Below are 24704 nucleotides of genomic sequence, written 5' to 3'. Positions count from 1 at the left end.
ATCCATGACGCGAACGCCAGAGCATTTCCACCGAAAACCCATTCGGGGAAATGCTCCAGTTTATTGTTTTTACGATCATATTTACCTGTCAGAATGCACGCATCCAAACAGGATCTTCTCCAGTAACCGCTCGAGGCCAGCCTCCCCCGATAGGTCAGAGTCCCACGTCATGCCTGATTGGTCGACGCAACAGGTCGCTATCAAGGCAGATCACGCCCGAGGCGCTTTCCTCCCTCTTGGTAAACAGAGCATGAATGCCGCAGGCGGCCCTTCAGTCGACGACGACTTGAAAGTAGATGCTGCGACCGTAATAATCCTTCTCATTGATCCGTTGCAGGTTGGTGCCCTGCACATAGGTCCGATGAGCGCCGACCAGGTTATCCACCTCGTATTTCAGGCGAATATGATCGGTGATATCGTTCCACGCCGCCAGGTCCAGGCTCGTCAGTTCGCCATACCCTACATTCTCCCAGGGCTGGGACGCAGGGTCTGTCAGATATTTGGGCGTGTAGGACAGTGTCGCCCGAACCGCTCCCCGCATCTGCGGCACATGCCACGTCAAGGCCCCGTTGAAGATATAGTTCGGTTGATCAGGCAACTGGTTCAGCTTGTATGACCCGCTGGACGAAGCATAGATCATCGAGCCGTGCATCCAGGTTCCGTTGACCGAGATATCGAAACGCTGTCCAAACGGACCGCGCAGCCCCTCCTCGACCAGAGATCCCTCCACACCCATCAGCGACGAATTGGTCGCGTTCAGCGGCTGGGTCACCGATGTCGGCATGCCGTTGATCATCTCATGATCCAGCAGCGTGTAGATATCGTGCTTTATCATCTTGTCGAAATAGGCGACGCTGACGACACCATGATTGTGGTTGAAATATTTCTCGACCGATGCATCGAAATTCTGCGCCTGACGTGGCCGCAAGTTCGGATTGCCGCGTGAGAGCGTGCATTCGGTCCCGCCGCGCTGGTCGTCGCCGCAGGTCATCTTCTGCACCTGCGCGATCTGTGAGGGCATCGGCCGCCCGACGGTCTGGCTATAAGACGCCCTCAGCTTGACATCGTAAGGGAAGTCATGAACGAACGTCACCGACGGCAATGGGTGCAGGTATCCACCATGGTTGGTTCCCATCGCCCCCGTCGCCGTGCCGTTTTCGACCTGCGGCAGCAGGCTGTTGAAACTGACCGAGTCCGCCCGCACGCCGGCGATCAGCAGCGAGTCCCGCCATTTGTAGTGCAGTGACAGATACCCGTCGATCAACTGCTCCCGATAGCGATAGAACGATTCGAGCGTATCGTTCCGGCTGGTGGCCACGTCCAGCTTCTGCTTGGCCCAGGGGAATTTCCCCATATCGATCCAGGGCAGTGTATAATGCGATCCCGGCGGCATGAAATTCGGAAAATACATATAGTCGGAGGCATCACCGCCCGTGACGTAATCCTCGTAGTTCATCTGGTCAGTCACATTCAGCGTCCGCCACTCGAAACCCGTGGCCAGACCGAATCCATGCACGTTCGGTCCGATATTGCGCGTATAGTCCAGCCTGACGTTCGTCACGCCCTCCCGCGCCTTGTCGTGATAGCGCTGGATCTGACTCAGATTGTATTTCATCGCCCGCAGCTTGTCTGGGTCGCTGACGCTGGGCATCGACGCGAAATCGTCCTTGATCGTATAATCGGCATGAAGCGGGTAAAGCCCCTGCTTTTTCGGATAGGCATAGGCCGTCAGGCGCGGTTGGTAATTCTGGTAATCCTCCCAGGTATAACCGACCCTCAGCTTGAGGGCCGAGATATTGTCATGCCAGCCCACGTCGCCCAGCACGCCGCTGCTGTCGCTCTGCCAGCGGTCCCGCCGAACATAGCTTGACGAGCGATAGACCAGTTCCCGTCCGCTGGTCGGCGTCTGATCCCATATCTGCGGATTGTCCAACAGAAGATAGGTGTGGTTCATCGTGGAATGTTCCCACCGCTCATAGGTATATCCCATCAGCGACGTGCTCCACCCCGAATTGTTGGGTCGCCACTCCAACCGTCCAGACCCGCCCAGGTTCGTGATCGAATTCGAATAATTTCCGTATTCGATGTCCTGTGGTGCCTCCAAGCCGTTCCATCCCAGGGCGCGGCTGGGAATGTTGTTACTCTCCCCGCCGACCGGCAATCCCTTGTCGTTGTAGAAATAGCTGTCCGTCTGCCAGTTCTTGTAGGAATTGCGCACGCGGTTCTGGTAGCGCATGGAAACGATGATGCCGAACTCTTTGTCCTTGCCGAACCGATCGGACAGAACGCCCTTCGCACCTTGCGCCAGATGGCCCGCCTGCCCCGGCACACGGTTGGCGCCAGCAGCCCCCTTATAGGTGTTGTAGACACCATAGGCTGTGAAATATTTGTACAATCCCTTGTAGTCGAAGGCACTGCGCGGCGTCATGTCGATGACCGCCCCGATCGCCCCACCATCTTGTTCGGCGGTGAACGTCTTGTAGATATCGTCCTCGCCCGTCAATTCTCCCGGTATGTTCTGAAGATTGACGCGGCGTGTCCCACCGCCATTGTCCCCGATCGTGGCCAGCGTGATTCCGTTCAGCGTCGTCTGGTTCAGATCCGGCGAAATACCCCGCACACTCACGAAACGCGGCTCGTCGCCGTCCTGAATACCCGTCACACCGGGCAGCAGAACCAGCAGGTCAGCTACCGAGGACGCCCCTCCACCCAGGCTCGACGTATCGTTATAAGCGATGCTGTCGACAAGAACGTCCGAATTCCGCTTCCTGGTCACGACCGAACGGTGGCCGACCACGTCGAGCTGTTCTTCATCGCGCACATGAGACACCGCTTTCGGTGCCGCAGGCTTCCGGCGGATCACCGCATCACGACCGTTGAACTCGCCGACGACCAGCGCCGAACCCGCCAGCATGGCCGACAGCGCGGCCCTGTCATCCATGAGGCCCTTTACGGCATGCACTCTGATATTTTCCGCGTTTTGCCCGTTCGCAATCACGCCGATCCCGGTGGCCTTCTGATAGAGGGCGAGCGCGGCAGGCAGGCTCGTCGCCGGGATATCGAAAAGATGGGTCGCAGCCAGCACCGGATGTGACGATATCGTTGTACCAAGCAGAAGCCCCGAAACCAGGACACTCGAACGACGCATTGCGATGAAACCTCCGGCAAAAATGGGCGTGCATGCAGGAAGACGCGCACCGGCCTCACATCCCCTCCCCGTGGTTCCCCGCAAATTCGTTAAAGATTCGCGTCTTCAACATTTCATTTTTATTACAATCGTTACAAAATGAGCGGAAAAGTGCCGCTGACACACGTTTCTCTACGTCTGCCCCCTGCCATGCGGATCAAGAGCATCCCTGAACGCTCTTTACGGCATCGCATGATGCTGTCACGACACCGGGCGTCTTCATCAAGGGAAGTCGGAATCACCGTGCGCGCAGACAGCGGAGACCATGCCGGCGAAACGCGGCCCGATCTTCCCGACGACAGCCGGCTCTCCTGGGTCGTCGACGATGTCCTGCCGCACGAAGGTGCGGTCCGGCGATGGCTGCGGCGCTTCCCGCTGGTTGGTACAAGCGCCGAGGACATCATCCAGGAATGCTATGCCCGCCTCTGTGCTTCCAATCCGGGCGACATCCGCGACGGGCGTTCCCTCTTCTTCCACTGCGCCCGCAACCTGGTGATCGAATCGGCACGCAGGGCGAACATCCATTACCTGGACCGCGACCTGGACTGGGACACAGCCGATATCGCGGACGCCGCCCCCTCGCCGGAACGGATCGCCGCAGGCCGGCAGGAAATGGACCATCTTAAAGCGGCCATGCTCAAGCTACCGGCGCTCTGCCGCGATGTGTTCGTTCTAAAAAAAATATACGGCTTGACCTATACAGAGATTTCACAAAAGCTCCGCATTTCGGAACGGTCGGTAGAACGACAGATTGCCAACGGCCTGGCCCGCCTCGCGTCCCACGCTGGAAGCGATCGACGTACCGATAGGGTGCGCGAAGCGGTCAGGCGCAAGCCGATCTCCCTGCCCGACAGCAAACGCCAGGCAGGTGATCGCCAGTGACCGAAGACAACTGGCCGGCAGAATACCCCCGACCCGACGCACGGACCGAACAGGCGGGGCGCTGGGTAGCGGCCCAGGATCGCGGGCGCCTGTCGCCATCCGAACAGGCGCGCTTCGACAGGTGGCTGAAGCATGACAGCCGCAATGTCGGTGCCTATGTCCGCGCCCGGGCCATCTACCGCGCACTGAACTACACCACGGCCGAAGCCCCCCTCCTGCAGAAGGTCGCGCGGCCACGCGCCCCGTCGGTCGGCCGACGGCACATATTCGCCGGCGCCGCGGCTGCCTGTGCCGCCAGCCTCGTCGCCGGGGCCATCCCGCCCGACCGCGTCACGCTACTGCGCCGCGAGCAGGAAGCGCCGAGGCGCTACGCGTGGCAGGATGCCATCGTCACGCTAGATGCGCTCTCGGCCGCGTACGTACCCGCTTCCACGCATACCGGGCGGGGCATCCGCGTGCTGTCGGGGCGCATCGGGGTGCAGGCGGCGCGGGCAACGGCGCGCGTCTCCGTGGGGCGGTTCGTGTTCCAGGCGGCCGATGCCGATTTCGACCTGGCGCTCGATGCCGCGCGCCCCACCCTGGTCGCCTATAGGGGGGCCATCGGCGTTTCCGACGGCAGCCTGCACACGGTGCTGCACGGGCCGGCGATCTATCACCTGCCCGGAGACGACGCGCCCGATCAGACGACGTTCATCCCCCACCCGCTCTCCGCCACCGGGATTCTGAGCAGCCGCGCGTGGCGCGAGGCCCAGGCGGTTCTCAGCAACACGCCTGTCGCCGAGGCCGCCGCCCAGTTCAGCCGCTATTCCCGCACCAGGATCGAAATCACGAACGACCGCATTGCCCGCAACCGCGTGACAGGCAGCTTCGATCTGCTCCGCCCCGCCGACTTCGCCCGCTCCGTGCAAAGACTCCTCGGCTGCCACCTCTCGGAATCGAGCGGCCGCCTGATCCTGTCCTAGAACCGATCGACATTCAGGATTCCCTTTTTTTGGAATGAGTGATTCATAGAGCACCGTGTTGGAGCACGGAGCGTGGGATGGGGATCAAGCGTTACGAGTTGACCGAGGCGCAATGGCGGAGGATTGCGCCTTTGCTACCCGGCAAGGTCGGTGATGCGGGCCGCAGCGGGACGGATAACCGCATGTTCATGAACGGCTGTCTTTGGGTTCTACGCTCCGGCGCGCATTGGAAAGACCTGCCTGAGCGGTATGGCAAATGGAAGACGGTACATCGTCAGTTCAGCCGATGGTGCCATGCCGGGGTGTAGGAAAAAGTTTTCGAGACGCTGACGGCCGATCGAAACAATCAGTATCTGATGCTCGATTCAACCATCGTTCGCACCCATTAGCAGGCCGCGAGCGGAAAAGGGGGCCAAAGATCAGGCGCCGGGACGTTCTCGAGCTGCTCTGACGACCAAGATCCATATGCTGGCCGATGCGCTGGGCCGCCCGCTGCGCTTCGTTGTCACGGCTGGTCATTTGACGACGCTGCATCAGGATCTGCCGGCCGTCTGTTCGCCGCCGATCAGCCGGCAGGGATACGACTGGATAGTCCCGCTCCGAACGGAGCCGACACGGTTATCCGCCGCAACGGCCCCCAGGCCCTCGCCAATCATGTCAAATCCATAGCAGGGATTGGGACATTGTAAGCTGACAACACCCTCTTCTTTCCGCCACTTATTGCCCACCGCGCGCATTTTGCGACGTGATTTCCTGCTACGGCCCCATGCGTGAACGGGCCGCAATTGGGGCTTGCATAGGCAATGATGCTCTGGTTCCTCATCCTGCTCGCATCGGTCGCGGCGTTCGGCATCAGTGCCGTATCAGGCGGCGGCGCCGGGCTGATTCTGATCCCCCTGCTGGGGCTGATATTACCCGGCAGCCAAGTTCCCGCTGCCCTGTCGATTGGAACCGCCGCTAGTTCGGCGGCACGCATCCTGTCATTCCGAAAGGCGATCCGGTGGGACGTCGTTCGCCATTTCGCCCCGACGGCGCTGCCGTTCGCAGCACTCGGTGCGTGGGCCCTCAGCCGCATGAACCCGGTCTACCTCTCTCTGCTGCTGGGTCTGTTTCTGATCGGCAATCTGCCTCTGCTTTTCCGGCGCTCCCCCGTTCATGCCGATATCAGACCCATCCGTCCCATGAGCTTGCGCATATTGGGCGGCGCGGCCGGGTTCATTTCCGGCTTTACCGGCGCAGTCGGCCTGATTTTCAACGGATTCTATTATCGGCTGGGCCTGCGGAAAGAGGAAATCGTGGCCACCCGCGCCGCCAACGAAATCCTTCTTCATATATTCAAGATTATTCTCTACGCCGCGTTCGGCCTGCTGAATGCCAGGACGGTCACAGCAGGCGCGGCCGTCGCCACGGCCGCGATCCTGTCCTCGGTTCTGGTCCGCCATCTGCTACCCTACCTGCATGACCGTCTGTTCCGCCATGTCGGGCACGTCGCCATGGTTGCGGCCGGCGTGGTCATGATAATGGCGGCCGGTCGCCAGATCGCGCGGCAGGATAACGTCTCGATACAGTATCAGCATGTATCCGAAGATATCTCCGCCTCGTTATCCTGGCGCCGGCATGTCTTCGAGGTAGAATGGGAAGATGGCGACGAGCTGGAATTGAGCCACCGCTTGCGCGTTCCCTCGGCTACATCTCCCACTGTCACCCGTCCGCCCGGCTTCATCCTGCATCTGTCTCCGCGCACGGGATTGCAGACCGTCCGGATATTCGGCGCCTGATGCACAATCAATCGCAGCGATGATCGCCTTCGGCGCCATTCGCTTTCATGATGTGCCTGCGCATACGGCACGTCATCACTCCACAAAGGATTTTTCATGACTGATCGCCCATTCCCTGCCCGGACGGGACTCATGCAGTGTGGACGCACGGTGATGGCCGCGTTTCTGGCCATGCTCGCCACGGATCAGGTCGCCCATGCCGCGACCAGTACTCCCGCTACCCAATCCGTGATCGTGTCCTACCGCAGCACGCCCGCAGGGCGCCCCGCCCTGCTCCACACGCTGCGCGATCAGTTGGCGCCCCGTCTGCACGCATTGCAGGCGAAAGGGAGCCTCGCCCATTACCGCATCCTGTTCAGTCGCCTTGCCGATGCCAATACATGGGACGCCGTTCTGGTTCTGGATTTCCAGAATCAGGCGCAGGCCGCCGCATGGCGGGCTCTGGACGCCACGATGCCAGCCGGCCTGAATGTGGCGAACGAGACGGCGGTCACAAGCGTGGAAAGCACGCCGTCGGACTCGATCGGCAGCGGCGGTCCGGCCGACGGTGGCGCGGACCCTGTCTATATGGTGATCCCCTACGATTATTTCGTATCGACCACCGATTACACCAGCTACGTTCGTTCCTACGTCTTTCCCCAGACCGATGGATGGATTACGGCGGGGGCCCTGAACGCGTACCAGCTTTATGTCGCGCGCTACGCCGCCGGTCGCACCTGGATGTCGCTGCTGATCCTCGCCTATCATGGCGATGACGGCCTGGACCGCCGCAACGATGTCGTCGCGGCCACCCGCAAGGCCCTGGCCGCCAACCCCGACTGGGCAGCCCGGGCCGCAGGGAAAAGCCATATCCGCACCGAGAAGGCCGCAATGGTCGCAGACCTGATCGCCAAGGGCTGAATGACGGTTCGGGAGGCGACCGGAACCGGTCGCCTCCCGCCCGCGGCTTAGTCGAACAACGCGCTTTCGCTGGGAATGTTCTTTTCCAGGTCCGCGCGGACATCCAACGCCCGACGCAGCGCTTCGACCTCGTCCGGTACCGCGTCCAGGCGCATCTGGTCCACCATCATGCCGACGGTGCGTCCCTGCGCGTCGTTCAGCGTCATCGCCACTTCATAGACGTTCTTCTTCGGCAGGCGTGCGACCATGATCTTGGGTGTACCGATCAGCGCCATATCCCCCTTGCTGGAGGGCTTGCCGATCCGCGCCTGATCGTTACAGGCGATGATGACATTGTTCTTGGTATCCGGAATCGTCGCATGCACGCCCAGCAGGACCATGTCGCCATGCCGCGCGGCGATCTGCTGGACCAGGGTCTGCGCCGTCGGCGCATGAACCGGATCGTAATGCACGGGCGCCTTCGGCTCCGCCACCGCCGCACCGGCGGCAAGCAACACCGGAAGGAACGACATATATGCCTTCTTCATCACGAAAGACCTTTTCAACATCAGGATTCTGACCGACCGATGGTGCGGATCGACAGACCACATGCCGGATTCGGGCGGCGCCGCCTGAATTAGCATCGGCAGCACGGATCCTGATTAAATAAGCCTTATAGAAAACGACCTATACCAAATTGTAACCACGCAATCGCAATGGCGTCCGATGGTGGCGCTTCACATCGCAAAAGCGCGACAGAACGAACGCCACCGGCACGCCACCCCATGAAGTTTTATTGAATATTCTCATTGTTTCTATCCACCATACTCGCGATGGACGCGGCACCCTTTTACACTCGCCCGAAACTGTCAGAAGGAATGACGCATGATGCCCGGAAAGAAATTTCTTGTCCTTCTCTCGATTCTTGCCGTCCATGCCCCGATGATGGACAGGGCATGCGCGGGAGAGGCATCCTTCGCCGACATGGTCCGGCATGCCGACCGGTCGCGGGGGCACGACCTGGCGGACGGCATGTGTTCCGACTGCCATACGTTCGACCGCGGCGGCGGCGCGATGATCGGGCCCAACCTGTATGCCGTGCAGGGGCGACCTGTCGCTTCCGCCCCCGACTTCAATTTCTCTCCGGCATTGCGGGCACACAGGCCGCAGGTCTGGACAATCGACACGCTCTCGACCTGGCTGAAGAATCCGGCCGCCTTCGCGCCGGGCACCCGCATGGCGTTCGACGGGCTGACCAATGATCGCGATCGTGCCGATATCGTGGTCTATCTGGCCAGCCTCTCCGACGGAAAGGAATAAGCCGGCGTCACGCTATCGCGGGCGGACGCGCGGCAACATCCGCCCCAGCGTCCCGTCCCGCACCACCAGATGACGCCACAGCGCCGCCCCAGCATGGCCGCACGCCAGTATCACGATCAACCATGCCCCATAATGATGTAGCCAGCCCACCCTGTCGTGCCAGGGTCGGTCCAGTCGGCATGGGGTGCAACGGATATCGAAGCCGAAGACATAAAGCGGATGGCTGCCAGTCAGACGCCAGCCGACGCCGTCGGCCACTTCGGCGATCAGCAGGCCGTACAACAGAAGATGCACGCCCAGTGCCATCCGCCCCGATGAGGGCGGCATGCCGGACCGTCGCACCCAGCGCCAGTAGAGACGCGCCAGCAGAAGAAGCGCGAAGACCATCCCCACGCTGGTATGAATATTGCGGGCCACCGTCTTCCAGACGGGCCCGAACCAGCCCCAGCTTTCCCCCATCGCGAATTGCAGGAACACGATGGCGGCGGTCACCCAGTGGAACCGGCGCGTCACCGCATCGTAGACATGAGAGCGCACACCCGACATCATGATCCTCTCGGCGATTTCGACGGAATCCGGTATCCATCGGTCAGCGTTTTCAGGAAGGCCACCAGGTCATCGACCTCGCGCTCGGACAGAATCGGCTTGCCCCCGCGCTTCTGTGTCGCAAAAGGCATGTCTTCGCGGTCCACGTTCTGCCGCAGATCGGGTGGTAGTCCGTCATAGGGCAATGCCGCACGCTGCGGCCCATACCAACGATCGGGGTCGATATCGCGCGTCAGATAAAACGCCACGACATCACGCAGGCTCTTCAGCGATCCATTATGGAAAAAGACTTGCCGGCTGGCCACATTGCGCAGCGTCGGTGTCCTGAACAGCCCGCAATAGGCGCGGTTGGCCGGATCACGGGCCGGGGTCAGGTCCGTGCGCAGCGGGCCGCACAGCCCGAGATCATATCGCCCGACATCGGCTTTCCTGACAGCGGGATTATCCGGCACACCGATATCCTTGAAGAAGAAATCAGTAAACTGGCCGACCGACGTCGCGCCGTCACGCCCCGGCCCCTGCCCGGCCGTGTGGCACGATGCGCAATTGGCCCGGTCGGCATCGTTGAACAGCGCCATCCCGCGCTCTTCCTGAGCCGTCAGGCGCGCCAGTCCGCGCGTGTAATCATCATATTTGCTACTATAAGGATGAAAGGACACATCTTCATGCTGAAAGGCCGCTAGGGCCGCGCCCATGGCATGCACCAGACGATCGGGAGTGGCGAAGACTCCAGCCCCGAAAATCGCCTTAAACGTCCTTACATAATCGGATTTTTTTTCCACGCGGGCCCGAACGGCCGCCACATCCGGATTCGCCATTTCAAACGGTGTCGTGAGCGGACTGACCGACTGCGCGGCAACCGACCCCATGCGGCCGTCCCAGTCATAGCCGCCCCCGGGCCCGCTGGCCGATTCATCCGGATTATCCAACGACGGGGAGAAATCGGGGTTTTCATCGCCATAGGTCAGGGTCGGCACGGCACGCAGGCCCGGCCGATCCAGATCGGCGCCCCCCATCTGTACCGGCAGCGCGTTGGCAGATGCGTAGTGATTGGCCGGGTCATGACAACTGGCGCAGGATTGCCGGCCCGACGCCGACAATCCGGGGTCGAAGAACAACTGGCGGCCCAGCGTGGCTTCAGGCGACAGCCCGCCCGCCGCCAGCGCCCCGACCGCGGTCCACGACACCGCCAGCAGGGCCAACAGCCCACCCCACACGACCACCCATCCGGCGGGCCGGGGCGCCCCTGCCAGACGTCCCGGCCCGCCAGACATCAATGCGTCGCCAGGGCAAACATCTTCGCCATCGGGACGACGGGCGTCTGCACGAACGATCCGTCGGCCGGCTGAACCGCCGTGCCGTCATTGGCATGGCCGATATGCTCGGCAATGCCGAACGCATCTTCCATCGTCCGCAGCAACGCGTAGTGATTATAGGGCGTATCGTCCTGCACGCCGCGCACACCGTGATTGGTGATGACCAGTGTGGGAATGCGCCCGCCGCCCTGATTGACTACCCCCTTGTGCGGCTGGCCCGGTGCCACCGGATGATAGCCGCAACATCCCTGCACGCCGGCGCCGCCGCTGTCATCCTCGTCGAACGTCACCACGATGGCCACGTTCTTCTTCGATTTCCATTGCGGCGAGGCCTGGATATGCTCGACCAGAGTCTGAACGTAATTGTCGCCCGTCGTCAGCAGCGGCGACGGTCCATATCCATGGCCCTTGCATTCCGGATGCGCGTTCATGGGGCCGGACGGGCCATGATCGTCATGACACTGGTCCGGCACGAAATAGGCGAAGCGGGGCAGCGCTCCTTTTTTCAGATCGCTAAAGAAATCCTGCTCGTTGCGGTTGTGCGCATGGAAATCCGGCGCTTCGCGGATATCGTCGAAATTGACCGAAGGATTATGCTTCGATGCATACAGGCCCCGCACGTCGGCCGTGGTGTCGTCCGATGCCGGGTAGGTCGGCATTTCCGGCATGCTTTCGCCCGTTTGCGGGTTGGCGGGCATGCTCTGGTTATACATCGACCAGGAAATGCCGGCCTTGTTCAACTGCGCGTAGAAATTCGGCACCGTGAAATGATGCACGACATAGGTTTTATTCTTCTTGATGCCATTGCAGGGCCGGTTCATCGGGGCGCTGTCCGGCTTGCCGGCCACGATCGCCTTGTCGGGCGAAAGCTGGGTGCCGTCGGCCTGGCAGTACCAGCCGTCATCATCCAGCACGCCTTCCTGATCGCCGGCCATCATGGCGATATAGTTCGGCTCGCTGGGATGGGAGATCCCGTAATAGGACGTGGCGGAATTATAGGTTCGCGCCAGCGCCGTCATGTGGGGCGAACTGGCCGGCTCCGCGCCGATGATCTCGCCATACTGACGGTTTTCCATCTCGATGACGATGATGTTTTCGTAATGCGGAACATTTTCCAGACCGGCCGCCGCATGATGCGCGGCATGCGCCTGCTGGCTCGCGACCAGGGCCGAGGTGGCAAACAGCATGGCCCCCAGATGGCGGACAATCGATCGTTTCGTCATGATGATCTCACTTTCCTTCCCGGAACGCAGACGGGGCACATGGAATTGCGGCCCCGTCATACCGCTCCGGCGAAACCGCAAGAAGAACGAAAGGCGCCTTCCTGCATGAATTTTTCACGAAATGATTGGAACAAATTTACAAAGACACATCGACGCCGAACATGTAGGCCGACCCGAAATATTGCAGCTCGACCATCCTCCTGGCCGAAATGCCCTGTGTCGCGTTCTGCATCGTGTTCGTAAAGTTGCGGGCCTGGAAATTGACGCTGACGCGGCGATTGATCCGATATGTGGCACCGATATCGAAATTCAGAAACGGCTGCACATAGCTGTCCAGCGCCGGGTCTGACCCCAGGCCGGTCATGGTCAGCCCCTGGTAATTGCCGTTGAACTGCACGCTGACGGGCCCGTAATTATAGAAGGCCTCGAAATTCCAGATATGGCTGGTCGTATTGGGCAGCGTCTCCTGCGTGCCATTCCGCTGCTGCCCCTGCGAATTCACATAGGTCATGTTCCCGCCGACCCCGAAGCCCTTCAGGATGCCGGGCAGGAAGTCGAGTTGCTGCCGGTAGTTCAGCTCAAACCCCCGGGCATAGGCGCTGGAGATGTTGGCATAAGTGCTGACCGTCGCCTGGCCGGGCAGCCCATAACATCCCGTGCAGTAATTCGTGTAATTGACGATGTAATTCTTGAACAGCTTGTAGAACGCGCCACCGGATATGATTCCGCCATGCGGCAGGTAATATTCGACCGACAGGTCGAAATTATTGCCTGTCGTCGGCTTCAGGCCGGGATTGCCGAGGCTGACGGCGTTGGTGGATGTATTGATCGTCTGGCTGGCCGTCACCTGGTTGAACCCAGGCCTGCCCACGGCCGTGGACCAGTTTGCCCGCGCGATCAGATTATCGGTGAGATTGTAGCGCAGCTGCACGGTCGGAAAAAAATTGGCATATTCCTGCCCAACCGCACGCGGCGAGAGCGTCGTCACGCCGCCCTGGGTGATCGACTGCGTTCCGCGATAGACGCCGTCGGTCTTCTCGTAGCGGAAGCCGGCGAGAACCCCCAGCCGGCGCCAGGTCGCCTGGTATTGAAGGTAGGTATTATAAACATTCTCGTTATCGTTGATATATTGCTGCTGCGCGGTCTGGCCGGCGGAACCGGTCACGCCTGGATATACCGCACTGTTCGCCAACTGGCTGACCTGATTCGGGCCGGCTGGATAGCCGATATTGTACAACCCGTCGAAGAACGTCCATTGATCGCTGCCCGCCAGCTGCCCAGCGGTGACACCGGGCAGATGGGAATAGGTGTAGGTCGGGTCATAATGCTGGATGTGCGCCATACGCAGGCCGCCACCAAAACTGAGCGTGCCTTTCATCTCGCGGAACAGGTTGAGGTCCGTCGAGGCGCCGATATGCCCGGTCCACTCGTAGTCCTTGTCATGCTGGATCTGGTTGCTCAAGGATGACAGTTTGTACGCATTGTAGTTCAGCGGGTTGATCCCATTCAGCACGCTCACCGTCGGGCGCAGGGGATTGGTCACATTGTCATAGCTGACAGGCACATTCGCCGGCCCGGCGAAACTGGACACGTAGGACGATGTCTGGTCGACATTATTGGCGGCCCACGCACCGAAATAATCGAGTTTGAACCGGCCGACCCTGCTGTCACCACCGAATTTGTAAACCCGCTCCAGGTCCGTGGTCTTGGTGTTGGTCACGCCCTGCGACAGGCTCGCGGTTCCGTCCTGTCCCGGATCGCCCAGTCCGGTCTTGGGGCTGAACGCATAGATCAACTGGTTCCGCACCACCGGCGCATCGATCGCCGACTGGAACATTTTCAGATAGATCCTGTTGTCGTGGTCGATATCCCACCCCAGAGTACCACCGTAGGACGAACGGACCTTGTGTCCCGCATACATCACCTGCGAAGCCTGCGTGACCTTGTTCGCCTGACTGCCCACCGGGTCGCCCGACGCGAATTTCTGCTGCAGGTCGCCCATGTTCAGCCAGTCGGTCAGACCATTGACGAAAAACGACACGCTGAACGGCTTGTCGCCGGACGCATGCGGATCGAACGGGTCGCCATGCAGGCCGAAACGCATGCCGCCGGCCAGTGTGCCCTGCAGGACCGCCGTCCCGCTGGGGTCGCGAAACCCGCCCGCCATATGCATCTTCAGGAACGGGCTCTGGTTTTCGCCGATATCGCGCGACAGGATATTCATCTGGCCGCCCAGGGCGATGGCATCCTGCTCCGGCCGGTTCGTCTTGGTCAGTTCAAGGCCGCCGGCCAGCGACGCCGGCATGGCGTCCAGCGGCATCGCCCGCCCGGTGCTGCTCATCGAACCCGCGGGCAGGAGAACACCCTCGAACATCACGCCATTAAGACTGGAATCCAGCCCGCGGACCTGAAGCGCGCGTGACTCGCCACTCTTGAAGATGATCGACGCACCCGGCATCCGGCGCATCGCGTCACCCAGGACGAAATTCGGAATCTTCTCTATTTCGGACTGCGGCATCAGCAGGACGATGTTGGGCGCATTTTTCTGCACCAGGCGCGCCTCCTCGATGGTGCCCAGCGCATCAGCTTTGGCCGCACGTTTGAAGCCGACCACCTGAAGATGCTCGGGAGCGGTGGAATGCGCCGCTTCCGCGCGCCGCATCCGCCTGTCGGCACCGGCATCGCGGGCGACACCGGTCTCGGCGTGCCCTTTGCGTTTGCCATGATGCGCCTTGCCCTCCTTATGCTTCTTGTGCCCATCATGATGGGTCTTCACGGGATTCTGCACGTCCTGTGCATGCAGAAGCGGCGCGCCGATCGGCGCCAGTGCGGTTGCCAGGCACAAGAAGGTGCTGCGGCACAGCATCGGATGGATACGCATCGGAATGACGACTCCAGGCGGTGCGGGCGCGCAATGCGGCCTCGCAGTCTCGGTTTGTGATCGGGGGGGGATAAAGGCAGCGCAGGACAGGGCCGCCACCGCACGGTGCTCACACCGTGCGGTGGCGGGGCTATCAGGGCTTCTTCTTGGCGTCGGCCGCCGCCTTCGCGGCAGCCTGCGCCACCGGGTCGGGCGCGACGGTGTAGATATCCAGCGCCGCCGGTCCGGTCGCCGTCTTCGCATGGGCAATATAAAGCTGCTTCAGCTTGTCGACATAAACCGAGACCTTTCCGGTCCTGGTATCGATCCGCTGGATCTCCGTGAAATGATCGGCGTCGTCACGATGAAAGACGCTCAGCCCTTCGCTGCCGCTGACATACAGGCGGGCATTCTTGGCATCCCAGGTGATGCCATCGGCCGTATCGACGCTGGGCGCGGTCGAGAGCAGGGCGCCCGTGCCGGCGTCGATGACCGACAGCTTGCCGGGCTTGCGGCCGATGACGAACAGCCTCTGCGTCTTGGCGTCATACGCCATCGGGGTGATCAGATTCAGGCCCGGAACGGTCCAGATCGTCTTCAGCGCGCGAGCGTTCAGGTCGATCACGGCAATCTGGTTCTTGTCACGCAGATTGGCGAACAACAGGCCACGCGCGTGATCGATCGCCATCATCTCGATATTGGACGACGGAATCTCGATCCGTGCGACTTCCTTGTATGTCTTGACGTCGATGACGCTGATCGACGAATTGTCGGACTGGTCCTTCTTGCCGCCATTGCCGATATAGAACAGGCCCGACTTCTTGTCGAAGACGGCTTCATCCGCGCCCTGTCGCAGCGGGATGATCCTGGCGATCTTCAGCGACGGCACATCGACGACCACACAGCCCATCTTGTCGTCGGAAACGAACATCTGGTGCTGATCGGCGACATAGGCCGGCGTATGCGGCAGACCGAAACCACCGGCCGAAGCCAGGTGCGCGCCGTCACTCAGGCGGAACATTTCAACCGTCGCGTGTTTTTCGGCCATGATCAGAAGACGATCGTCTTTCTTGTCCACGGCGAAATGATCGAATCCACCATCGGTAATCTCCGGCAGCGGCGTGCTGCGCAGAAACTGCACCGGACCGCTGTCGGCATTCAGCGGGGCCGCCATCGCGGAACCGCACCCGATCAGGACGGTCCCCATCAGCAGGAAAATCTTCTTCATTTCTATAAACACCTTTTCTGTTCAGCAGTTATTGTTCGCCGAACAAACGGCCTTCGCGACGACGGCGAATGAACTGCGAAATGAACGAGTGCGTTATAGACGGCCCTTCAGCGGAGTTTCATGAAGCTTATGAAGAATCATTACGGCTGAATTTTTAAAACATTGGCGATTGTTTAGGTCGCAGGCGAACGAGATCCCGCGCGAACAGGCGCATCTGTTCCATGCACAGATAGACGACAGGTGTCGTGAACAGGGTCAGTGCCTGGCTGACGATCAGACCGCCGATAATGGTCACGCCCAACGGGTAGCGCACCTCCGCGCCATATCCATGACCGACGACCAGCGGCAGCGCCCCCATCGCGGCGGCGAAACTGGTCATCATGATCGGGCGAAAGCGCATCAGGCAGGCTGCGCGGATCGCCTGAAGCGGCGTGCATCCTTCCGATCGTTCGGCGGCGATCGCGAAATCGACCAGCATGATGGCGTTCTTCTTGACGATGCCGATCAGCAGGATCACGCCGATCATCCCCATCAGCGAAAAACTCTCGCCACATGCCCACAAGGCCAGCAGAGCTCCCACTCCCGCCGAGGGCAGGGTGGACAGGATGGTCAGGGGATGCAGGAAACTTTCATACAGAATGCCCAGAATCATGTAGACGACGATGACGGATGCCAGAATGAGGATGGTGGCATTGTCCGAATCCTTCTGTAGCTGGGCGGCATTGCCGGCGAAGGTTCCATGAATCGACCCCGGCATACCTGCCTTGGCCACTTCGTCCTGCACGGCTGCCATGGCTTCGCCCAGCGATACGCCGCCGGGCAGGTTGAACGAGATCGTGGTGGCGACCCCCTGTCCCGCATGATTGATGGCCAGGGCGGTCCGACCGTCGGACGGCGTACCCGCCACCACCAGCGGGATCATGGTTTCCGCCTGCGTGGAAACGGCGGACCCCGACGACGCGCCATGCCCCCCGACCAGGCTGTTTGCAATCTGGTTGCGAAAGGACAGCGCACTCTGCGACGATGCCGCCCCGGCCGTCCCGGACATGCGGGCCCGGATCGTATTGGCCTGGATGCCCCCCTGCGCCGTACCGCCGGCAACACTGACCCAGACCTGCCGCAGCGATTGCGTGTCATGCCAGAAGCGCGGCGCGGCTTCCATGACCACCCGATACTGGTTCATCTCGTTATAGATGACGGACGCCGCCCTTTGCCCGTAGGCGTCATAGAGCGTATTGGCGATCAGTTGCGGCGTGATCTTCAGCCGCGCCCCGGTGTCCCGGTCCAGCCGGACATTCAGCGCCGCCCCGCCCAGTTGCACGTCCGACGACACATCCGCCAGTTCCCGCCTGGCGGACAACGCACGCACCAGCCGCTGCGTCCAGGCATATAGCGCCGCCGTATCGTCGCCCTGGAGACTGTAGAGATAGGCGGCATTGGCCGGCCGGGCCCCGACCCGGATCGCGCCCGGCTGCATGGCAAAGAACCGCGCGCCGGTCAGCCCCCGCGTGCGCCGATCAAGATTGGCGATGGTGGTCGACACCGGGTGATGCCGCGATGCCTTGTCGGTCAGCGCGATGAACAGGTTGCCCTGGTTTGCCGACCCGCGCATGCCGATGAATCCGGCAACCTCTGCCACATCCGGGTCTTCCCGCAACCGGTCCAGGGCCTGCTGCATGGTCCTGTCCAGGGCCTGGAAGGAAATCGCCTGCTCCCCCAATAGGCGCCCCAGCAGAGCCCCGCCATCCTCGTCGGGAAAGAGGCTGCGGGGATTGTGGATATAGATCAGGATCGTCAGGCCCAGCGTTACCGGCAGGCTGGCCAGCATCACCGCCCGGTGCTTCAGCGCCCAGTCTAGCCCCCGCGCATAGCCACGCAGCATCGAGCGATGCACCCCCTCGATCCGCGCGGCCAGCCTCCCGCCACCAGCCGCATGATGCAGCCGCAACCGCGCGCACAATGTCGGTGTCAGGCTTAGCGACAGCAGCATCGACAGCAGCAGTGCGACCGATACGGTCACGGCGAATTCATGGAACAGCCGCCCCGGCACGCCCCCCATCAGCAGAATCGGCAGAAAGACCGCAATCAGCGACAGCGTCATGGACAGGACGGTAAACGCCACCTCGCCCGCCCCCCGCACGGCGGCACGCCCTGGCGTCAGCCCCTCCGCGACATGGCGGGCGATGTTTTCGACCACGACAATGGCATCGTCGACGATAAAGCCTGTCGCGATCGTCAGCGCCGTCAGCGACATCGTGTCCAGCGTATATCCCAGCAGCCTGACGACGCCCAGCGCACCGACCATGGCCACGGGGATGACGATGGCCGGAATCAGCGTCGCCTGCCATGTCCCCAGAAACAGCCAGACCGTCAGCACCACCAGCATGACCGACAGCAGCAGGGTCATCCGCGTATCGTCAAGCGACGCCCGTATCACCCGCGAACGGTCCATGAAGGTGTGAATCTGCACCCCGCCGGGCATGATCGCGCGCAGATACGGCATCTGGGCATGCAACTGGTCCAGAACCTGGATGATATTGCCGCCCGCCTGCATGAAGACCATCAGGACGATCGCCGGCCGATCGCCGAAATAGCCGGCGTTGCGCACATCCTCCACCCCGTCGACAACCTGCGCGACGTCATCCAGACGCACCGGCCGCGCATTGCGGTAGGCGATGACCAGTGCCCGATAGGCCGCGGCACTCCGTGCCTGGTCGTTCGTCGCCAACGCAAAACGCAGGCTGCCCAGTTCGATGTTTCCCTTGGGGGTATGGGCATTGGCCGATGCCAGGGCCGCCCGCACATCCTCCAGCCCGATGCCGAATTTGTACAGCGCCTGCGGGTCGATCTCGACACGCACCGCCGGCAGTGCGCTGCCGGCGATTTCGACCTCTCCCACGCCCGCAATCCGCGCGATCCGCGGCAGAATCTGATTCGTCGCCTGGTCGTACACCTGCGACAGCGGGCGGTTATCGGACGTCAGAGCCAGCATGATGGCCGGCGGATCATTGGGATTCGCCTTGTGATATTGCGGATTCTGCCGAAGCGTCGGCGGCAGGTCGGCCCGCGCGGCCTGAATCGCGGCTTCGACATCGCGTGCGGCGCCGTTGATGTCGCGCGACAGGGCAAACTGCAACGACAGCCGCACCACCCCCTGCGTGGATTGCGACGTCATTTCCTCCAATCCCGCAATCGTGCCCAGACGCCGCTCCAGCGGCTCGGCGATCGCGCTGGCAATCTGCTCCGGCGATCCGCCGGGTTGCTGCGCGATGACCTGAATGACAGGGAAATCGATATTCGGCAGGTCGGCGACCGGCAGGCCGAGATAGCCGATCATTCCCGCCAGCACGCACGCCAGCGCCAGCAGAATGGTCCCGACCGGACGGGAGACGAACAGTCGGATCATGGCTGGTCCGGACAGCCTGGTTCGACGGAACGTCCGCGACGGGGCGACCGCGCCGGGTGCGTCAGGATCACATGCATGGCGGCACTCTCGATGACCGGCCGCCGGCCGTCCAGAAAAACGGCGCTAAATAATTGTCAAACTTTTCCCGTTCAGGAATTAACAGGAATTGTAATTGTACAGCGCAGACCAGGATCGTTGTCGGACAGCGCGACACTGCCCCCATGCAGCCGCGCGATCGCCTGGACCAGGCTCAACCCCAGACCGCTGCCGGGTACCGACCGGCTGGCATCCAGTCTGACGAACCGGTCGAAGACTTTCCCACGGCTCTCGGCAGGGATTCCCGGCCCGTTATCGGCAACAACCAGAATCGCATTGCCGCCATGTGCCCGACCCGTCACCGCGATCGTACTACCTGGCGGCGTGTGGTTGATCGCATTTTCCACCAGATTGGACAGCATCTGCGCCAACAAGACAGCATCCCCCCGAACCATCAGCGGCATGGAACTGCCGACGACCAGCGACTGCCCCTTGTCCTCCGCCAGAGGCCGATACAATTGCCCGACCTGACCCAGCAGCACATCCAGCGAAACGGGAGACAGGACATCGGTGGCAATCCGGGCCTCGATCTGAGAAATTCTCAGAAGAGAGGAAAAAATCTCCAACGCGCTGTCCAGATCCTCCAGCGACGTCTCGATCATCTCCCGTCCCTCGGCAGGCATGCCCTTGCATACCGTCACACGCTCCAGCCTCTGGCGCAGGCGGGACAGAGGGCGGCGCATGTCGTGCGCAATATCGTTCGAAACCTGGCGCAGGCTGGCAATCAGTTGCTCGTTCGTCTCCAGCATCGCATTCAGGCTGTGCGACAGATGATCGAACTCGTCGTCACCTCCCTGATAGGGAATGCGCTGCGACATATCACCATTCATGATCCGGCGTGCCGTCACGCTGATCTTCTCGATTCGACCGAGAATGATCGCGCTGAGAAGCATTCCACCGCCTACCCCCAGCACCGAAAAGCCGACGATCCCCAGGCCGACCAGCATCCACATGTCGCGCCGCAGTTCGATCAACGAGCGCGCACTGAGCCCGATGAACAGATAACCGTCATCCAGTTGCACGCCCTCGCCCGAGATCAGGCTTTTCTGCTCGCCCGACAATTGCCGGTGTTCATGCGACAGCCAGCGCTGGCCGGCCCAGGGGTGCAGATGCAGCATGTTGCCGGCGACGACCCGCTGCGCATTATCCTGCAGAAGATAGAAAAATTCCGGCTCGTGTTGCACCAGTCCCTGAATGATGGGTTGCATATGCGCCAGATCATGCGTGCCCGCGGATGACAGGACTTCCGTCGTCTCGGCCACGACCACACGGTGTATCTGCCGCTCCAGAGAACGCTGGCTATGCAGCCCGCCCAGCAGCAGCACGCACACGCCGGACACGATCAGGCACCCGGCAAACAGCAGCACGATGCGAAAGGACAGGCTGGACGCGATCCGGCACAGCCTGCCCGACCCGTAAGTCATGGCACCGCGTCGGACTGGTCGGACGACGGGCCGTCATGCGGCAACATGATATAGCCGGCGCCGCGAACGGTGCGGATCAATCGCCGCCCGTCATATCCCAGCTTGTCGCGCAGGCGGCTGATATGGGTCTCGACCAGATTGGTATGCACGGGGAAATCGGCATTCCAGGCGTAAAGCAGCAGCATCTTCCGCGACAGCACGATGCCGGGGTTGCGCATGAAATATTCCAGAACCTTGACTTCCTGCGGTTGCAGCAGCAGCTTCTCGCCAAAGCGCGTCACGTCGCGGGTCAGCAGGTCCAGCGTGATCCCGACAACACGCAGGGCCGTCGCCTGATGCGCCGGGCCGGCCCGCCGCACCAGCACGGCGACCCGTGCCGCCAGTTCCCGCACGGCGAATGGCTTGACCAGATAATCGTCCGCCCCACCGCGCAGCCCCTCCACCCGACTGGACACGCCATCCAGCGTCGTCAGCAGCAGAACCGGCGTGCGGATTTCCCGCTCGCGCAGCCGCGCCAGCACCTGCATGCCGTCCATACCGGGCAGCATCCGGTCCAGCACGATGACGTCCCAGGCCTCGCGCAGGATATGAATCAACCCATCCAATCCGTCCGAAGCGCATGTCACGACAATGCCGTGATGCGCCAGACCATCGCGGACATAGGCCGCAGTATCGGCATCGTCCTCGATCAGCAGCAATCGTATGGGAGAACCGTCTTTGTTCATGCAGGCCCGACAGTAGCGCGTGCGGAGCCACCCGTAATCGGATTAAGCGTGATATTGGGCTTTTTTTAAATTCGTTCGCCCGACGGCACCGGAATGCCCCCGTGCCCCCGCGTAGGTAGAACAGCCAGCCGTGCAGGACGGCTGGCCATCATGACCGGACGACGATCATGCCCGCCGATCAGAACCCGATAGGCACCGAGATGGAGCCGAAAAAGCCCCGCCCCGGCTGGGTATTCCACATCGACTCCCCCTCCGCCGTCGTGCCGGCATAGGAAAAGACCTTCTTGCTGTCAGCCAGGTTCGTTACATGCAACTGCAGCTTGATCGGCGGCCCCCGACGCACATTGTCATGGTTGAACGTATAGCCGATGGATACGTCGAGTTGGTTGAACGGATCCAGACCGTCCTGCGCCTGCCCCGTCGAACTGATCTTGCCGGCCCGCGCACCGATCCACTTGTCGATCACCGAGGCATAGAGCCCGCCATGTTCATAGATCATCCCGCCCGACGCCGTGGCATCCGGCGCGTTGGCGATCGGCGCCCCCGTCCCCTGGGTCTTGGACTGGTTGAGGCTGCCGTTGGCGAACAGCGTGAAGCCCGCACCCAGATGATAGGAGGCCTCGCCCTCGATCCCGTAATAATTGACGCCACCCTGATTGTAATAAACCGTCATCGGTCCATATCCAGGGATATTTTCATTCGCGCTGGTAACGAAATTGCTGAAATTGATATAATATATGTCACCAGACAGAGTAAACTGGCGGCTCTGCCAGGCGGTCCCGATCTGATAATTCATCGTGTTTTCAGGGCTGACCTTGTTGGCCGACGGATTGGGCGTGTAGAAATAGGCAGAATCCGGCGCCAGGAAGCCACGCGCTATCTGCAGATAGGCCGACCAGTTCCTGTTGACCATATAATGCACGTTCAGCGACGGCATCGGCGCGCCATAGGTCTGGTTATAATAGAGCGGCGTACCGGTCTTCTGGTTGACCGGAGCATTGATCTGCCGAACCATGAGCGCGTATTTGAAGCCCGGCGAAATCTCCAGGTTCGGGAGGGGCCGGAACGTCAGTTGCACATAAGGCTGCGCACTCAGGTTCTCCAGCGTCATCAGACGATTCAGCGGCTGTTTCTGATTCGTGAACTGCCCGGTCGCCCAGTTGATGTTGCCCTGCTGGCGGGTATCGGTCTGATGTTCCAGCCAGAACCCGAGCTTCAGTTTCGCCAGACCGAAATCGCGATTGACGCTGAACGTATCGCCCCAGGCACGATAATCCTGCCGCATCGCCTGGCCATATTCGCAGCCTGGCCCGGAATTATAGGTCATCTTGCTGGCGCCGTACGTCCCGCCACACGCGACGACATTGCCCTTCGAGACCGGCGCGGAATCAAGATACCGCGCCTGGGTGGTTCCGTTCACGTCGTTCTCGTTATGGCCGTGATGGTAATAGGCGTACGTATAAATCTTGTTATCGATGGTCCATCCGCCACCGATATCCGAATTCAGGCCGATATAGGACATATCCGTCTGGATGGTATCGACATTGTATTTATAATAATTCTGTGAGTTTTTGTTGTCTGACAGGCCGTAATTGGGCCCGAACTCGGCAATCTCACCCAGCGTCGCGCCAGGGGGCACGTATTGCGTGAGATTGTTATATAGCCCCATGAAGGTCAACGTCGTGTGATCGTTGATCGGCTGGATCCATTTTCCGTAGAAATTATAGCGTTGCTGACCGGACCAGGTCTGGTAGCCGTCGCTCTGCACGCCCCCCGCATCGAACACGAAGGAGGCGTTGTTCAGCTTTTTCATCCGGCCGCTATTGAATTCGCCGCCATAGGTATAGGTGTTCCAGGCTCCCATGCTGCCATAGGCTTCAACCCCGCGGCGTTCGGTCGGCGTCTTGCCATCGACCGAGATCGTCCCGCCGAATGTCGCATAACCCATGGTACTCGCATCGCCCGGGCCACGATCGACGCTGATGCCCCCCAGATCGTGCGCGGTATAATAGGCCGTGGTGTGATGCGTGAAATTGTTGCCGTCAGCAAACGGGATTCCATCGAACAGGACGTTGTACTGCCCATCCGAGAAGCCGCGCACCGAAACCTTGTTTTCCGCCAGGCCCGGTCCGTTCGATCCGATGGTCATGACGCTGGGCGCCAGTGCCACCATGGTGTCGTAGTTACCCGAAGGCGGAATGTTGTTTTCGATAAAATGCTGACTGATGACCGATGTAGGCTGAAAGGCTTCCAGCGGCGCCTTGGTCGGTGCCTGATACGCTGCGGAATCGACTTTCGTGCGCCCGATCGTCTCGATCTGTTCGGCCACAACCGGCGCCTGGGTATCAGCACGCCGAGGCTTCGTCTTCGTCACGGGTGCGGTCGCAGGGCCGCCATCGCTCGACATCTCCGTGACCGGCGCGGCATGCGCCGCAGACAGGCCGTAGAACACCCCTGCACACACCAACCCCGTCGATGCCAGGCTACGCGCCTTGCGTCCCATCGGGCGACGAAGAGATCGCTGACGAAAAAGAATGGGATGAAGCATTTGATCCTCGGAATAGCCGCCGCCCCGCCTCGGACTTTCCGTAGCGATCACGACAATGGCTCCTTCTATCACGGGGTCGGAATCAATTTCCGTGAAGTTGATGTTCTATTTTTGTTAAATAAATGTGTCTAAATACGTAAATAATGATAATTATTACCATAATTATCCAAAGATTGGGGATTTTTTAGAGTTTGCGAAAAATAGAGATCTGTAGTTTATACTACAAACATCCCTCCTGATGTCCCGACCGTGCGCACAGGCGCGCCCGCCACCGCCGTCGAGCGTTAGGCATTTTCCGGAAAGAAGCACGCCAGTACCCGCGCC

General features: G+C 61.0%; 16 protein-coding genes and 1 pseudogene. 6 read left to right on the top strand and 11 right to left on the bottom strand.

The features are described from left to right. Positions 1–271: 271 nt before the first annotated feature. Entirely contained in the window at positions 272–3148 is a 2877-nt protein-coding gene (locus tag C7453_RS04015) for a TonB-dependent receptor (protein WP_114726262.1), read from the bottom strand. Positions 3149–3430: 282 nt separating this feature from the next. Between C7453_RS04015 and C7453_RS04010 the strand changes: the two genes are divergently transcribed. From C7453_RS04010 to C7453_RS03990, 5 genes and pseudogenes are all read left to right on the top strand, one after another. Further along, positions 3431–4069 (top strand): RNA polymerase sigma factor, encoded by a 639-nt coding sequence (locus C7453_RS04010; protein ID WP_170143118.1) that lies wholly within the window; start codon positions 3431–3433, stop codon positions 4067–4069. Beyond that, positions 4066–5031: a FecR family protein gene (locus C7453_RS04005; RefSeq protein WP_114726260.1), complete on the top strand. Its 966-nt coding sequence runs from the start codon at positions 4066–4068 to the stop codon at positions 5029–5031. Before C7453_RS04010 ends, C7453_RS04005 begins: the two co-directional genes overlap by 4 nt. Before the next feature lie 83 nt (positions 5032–5114). Beyond that, positions 5115–5616, top strand: a pseudogene (locus tag C7453_RS19290) (IS5 family transposase); the annotation flags it as partial. Positions 5617–5834: 218 nt separating this feature from the next. Then, on the top strand, positions 5835–6809 hold the full coding sequence (locus tag C7453_RS03995) for a sulfite exporter TauE/SafE family protein (protein WP_114726258.1): 975 nt from the start codon (positions 5835–5837) through the stop codon (positions 6807–6809). A 132-nt stretch (positions 6810–6941) separates the two neighbouring features. Then, positions 6942–7709 carry a hypothetical protein gene (locus tag C7453_RS03990; RefSeq protein WP_114726257.1) on the top strand — a complete coding sequence of 256 codons (768 nt, stop codon included), beginning with the start codon at positions 6942–6944 and terminating at the stop codon, positions 7707–7709. Positions 7710–7756: 47 nt separating this feature from the next. On the opposite strand, the gene C7453_RS03985 is transcribed toward C7453_RS03990, so the two are convergent. Continuing rightward, positions 7757–8221 (bottom strand): hypothetical protein, encoded by a 465-nt coding sequence (locus C7453_RS03985; protein ID WP_141288662.1) that lies wholly within the window; start codon positions 8219–8221, stop codon positions 7757–7759. Positions 8222–8573: 352 nt separating this feature from the next. Here C7453_RS03985 and C7453_RS03980 point away from each other — a divergent pair, with 352 nt between their 5' ends. After that, complete coding sequence (locus C7453_RS03980; RefSeq protein WP_114726255.1) at positions 8574–9008, top strand: c-type cytochrome; 435 nt, start codon at positions 8574–8576, stop codon at positions 9006–9008. A 12-nt stretch (positions 9009–9020) separates the two neighbouring features. Here the strand turns inward: C7453_RS03980 and C7453_RS03975 are convergent, their stop codons facing one another. From C7453_RS03975 to C7453_RS03935, 9 genes are all read right to left on the bottom strand, one after another. Then, positions 9021–9557, bottom strand: a complete 537-nt coding sequence (locus tag C7453_RS03975; RefSeq protein ID WP_114726254.1) for a cytochrome b — start codon at positions 9555–9557, stop codon at positions 9021–9023. Continuing rightward, positions 9554–10828, bottom strand: a complete 1275-nt coding sequence (locus C7453_RS03970) for a cytochrome-c peroxidase (protein ID WP_114726253.1) — start codon at positions 10826–10828, stop codon at positions 9554–9556. Before C7453_RS03970 ends, C7453_RS03975 begins: the two co-directional genes overlap by 4 nt. Continuing rightward, positions 10828–12093 (bottom strand): alkaline phosphatase family protein, encoded by a 1266-nt coding sequence (locus tag C7453_RS03965; protein WP_170143117.1) that lies wholly within the window; start codon positions 12091–12093, stop codon positions 10828–10830. Before C7453_RS03965 ends, C7453_RS03970 begins: the two co-directional genes overlap by 1 nt. A 136-nt stretch (positions 12094–12229) precedes the next feature. After that, the gene (locus C7453_RS03960; protein ID WP_170143116.1) at positions 12230–14974 is read right to left on the bottom strand and encodes a TonB-dependent receptor; all 2745 of its coding nucleotides are present in this window, start codon (positions 14972–14974) and stop codon (positions 12230–12232) included. Positions 14975–15107: 133 nt separating this feature from the next. Continuing rightward, positions 15108–16181 (bottom strand): YncE family protein, encoded by a 1074-nt coding sequence (locus C7453_RS03955; protein WP_114726250.1) that lies wholly within the window; start codon positions 16179–16181, stop codon positions 15108–15110. A 154-nt stretch (positions 16182–16335) separates the two neighbouring features. Beyond that, on the bottom strand, positions 16336–19587 hold the full coding sequence (locus C7453_RS03950) for an efflux RND transporter permease subunit (protein ID WP_114726249.1): 3252 nt from the start codon (positions 19585–19587) through the stop codon (positions 16336–16338). Positions 19588–19736: 149 nt separating this feature from the next. Next, positions 19737–21107: a sensor histidine kinase gene (locus C7453_RS03945; RefSeq protein ID WP_114726248.1), complete on the bottom strand. Its 1371-nt coding sequence runs from the start codon at positions 21105–21107 to the stop codon at positions 19737–19739. After that, positions 21104–21832: a response regulator transcription factor gene (locus tag C7453_RS03940; RefSeq protein WP_114726247.1), complete on the bottom strand. Its 729-nt coding sequence runs from the start codon at positions 21830–21832 to the stop codon at positions 21104–21106. The genes C7453_RS03945 and C7453_RS03940 overlap by 4 nt, the downstream gene beginning before the upstream one ends. Positions 21833–22010: 178 nt before the next feature. Beyond that, positions 22011–24335: a TonB-dependent receptor gene (locus tag C7453_RS03935; RefSeq protein WP_170143115.1), complete on the bottom strand. Its 2325-nt coding sequence runs from the start codon at positions 24333–24335 to the stop codon at positions 22011–22013. Positions 24336–24704: the final 369 nt, after the last annotated feature.

This window comes from Gluconacetobacter liquefaciens (genome assembly GCF_003350405.1).
In the GTDB taxonomy this organism is placed as follows: domain Bacteria; phylum Pseudomonadota; class Alphaproteobacteria; order Acetobacterales; family Acetobacteraceae; genus Gluconacetobacter; species Gluconacetobacter liquefaciens.
This window is presented reverse-complemented; position numbering and strand designations above follow the sequence as displayed.

Coding starts and splice junctions, on each gene's coding strand:
- C7453_RS03960 (WP_170143116.1), bottom strand. CDS start 14,974: ATGCGTATCCATCCGATGCTGTGCCGCAGCACCTTCTTGTGCCTGGCA.
- C7453_RS04015 (WP_114726262.1), bottom strand. CDS start 3,148: ATGCGTCGTTCGAGTGTCCTGGTTTCGGGGCTTCTGCTTGGTACAACG.
- C7453_RS03990 (WP_114726257.1), top strand. CDS start 6,942: ATGCAGTGTGGACGCACGGTGATGGCCGCGTTTCTGGCCATGCTCGCC.
- C7453_RS03965 (WP_170143117.1), bottom strand. CDS start 12,093: ATGACGAAACGATCGATTGTCCGCCATCTGGGGGCCATGCTGTTTGCC.
- C7453_RS03935 (WP_170143115.1), bottom strand. CDS start 24,335: ATGGGACGCAAGGCGCGTAGCCTGGCATCGACGGGGTTGGTGTGTGCA.
- C7453_RS03995 (WP_114726258.1), top strand. CDS start 5,835: ATGATGCTCTGGTTCCTCATCCTGCTCGCATCGGTCGCGGCGTTCGGC.
- C7453_RS03945 (WP_114726248.1), bottom strand. CDS start 21,107: ATGACTTACGGGTCGGGCAGGCTGTGCCGGATCGCGTCCAGCCTGTCC.
- C7453_RS03940 (WP_114726247.1), bottom strand. CDS start 21,832: ATGAACAAAGACGGTTCTCCCATACGATTGCTGCTGATCGAGGACGAT.
- C7453_RS03950 (WP_114726249.1), bottom strand. CDS start 19,587: ATGATCCGACTGTTCGTCTCCCGTCCGGTCGGGACCATTCTGCTGGCG.
- C7453_RS03955 (WP_114726250.1), bottom strand. CDS start 16,181: ATGAAGAAGATTTTCCTGCTGATGGGGACCGTCCTGATCGGGTGCGGT.
- C7453_RS03980 (WP_114726255.1), top strand. CDS start 8,574: ATGATGCCCGGAAAGAAATTTCTTGTCCTTCTCTCGATTCTTGCCGTC.
- C7453_RS03970 (WP_114726253.1), bottom strand. CDS start 10,828: ATGTCTGGCGGGCCGGGACGTCTGGCAGGGGCGCCCCGGCCCGCCGGA.
- C7453_RS03975 (WP_114726254.1), bottom strand. CDS start 9,557: ATGATGTCGGGTGTGCGCTCTCATGTCTACGATGCGGTGACGCGCCGG.
- C7453_RS03985 (WP_141288662.1), bottom strand. CDS start 8,221: ATGTCGTTCCTTCCGGTGTTGCTTGCCGCCGGTGCGGCGGTGGCGGAG.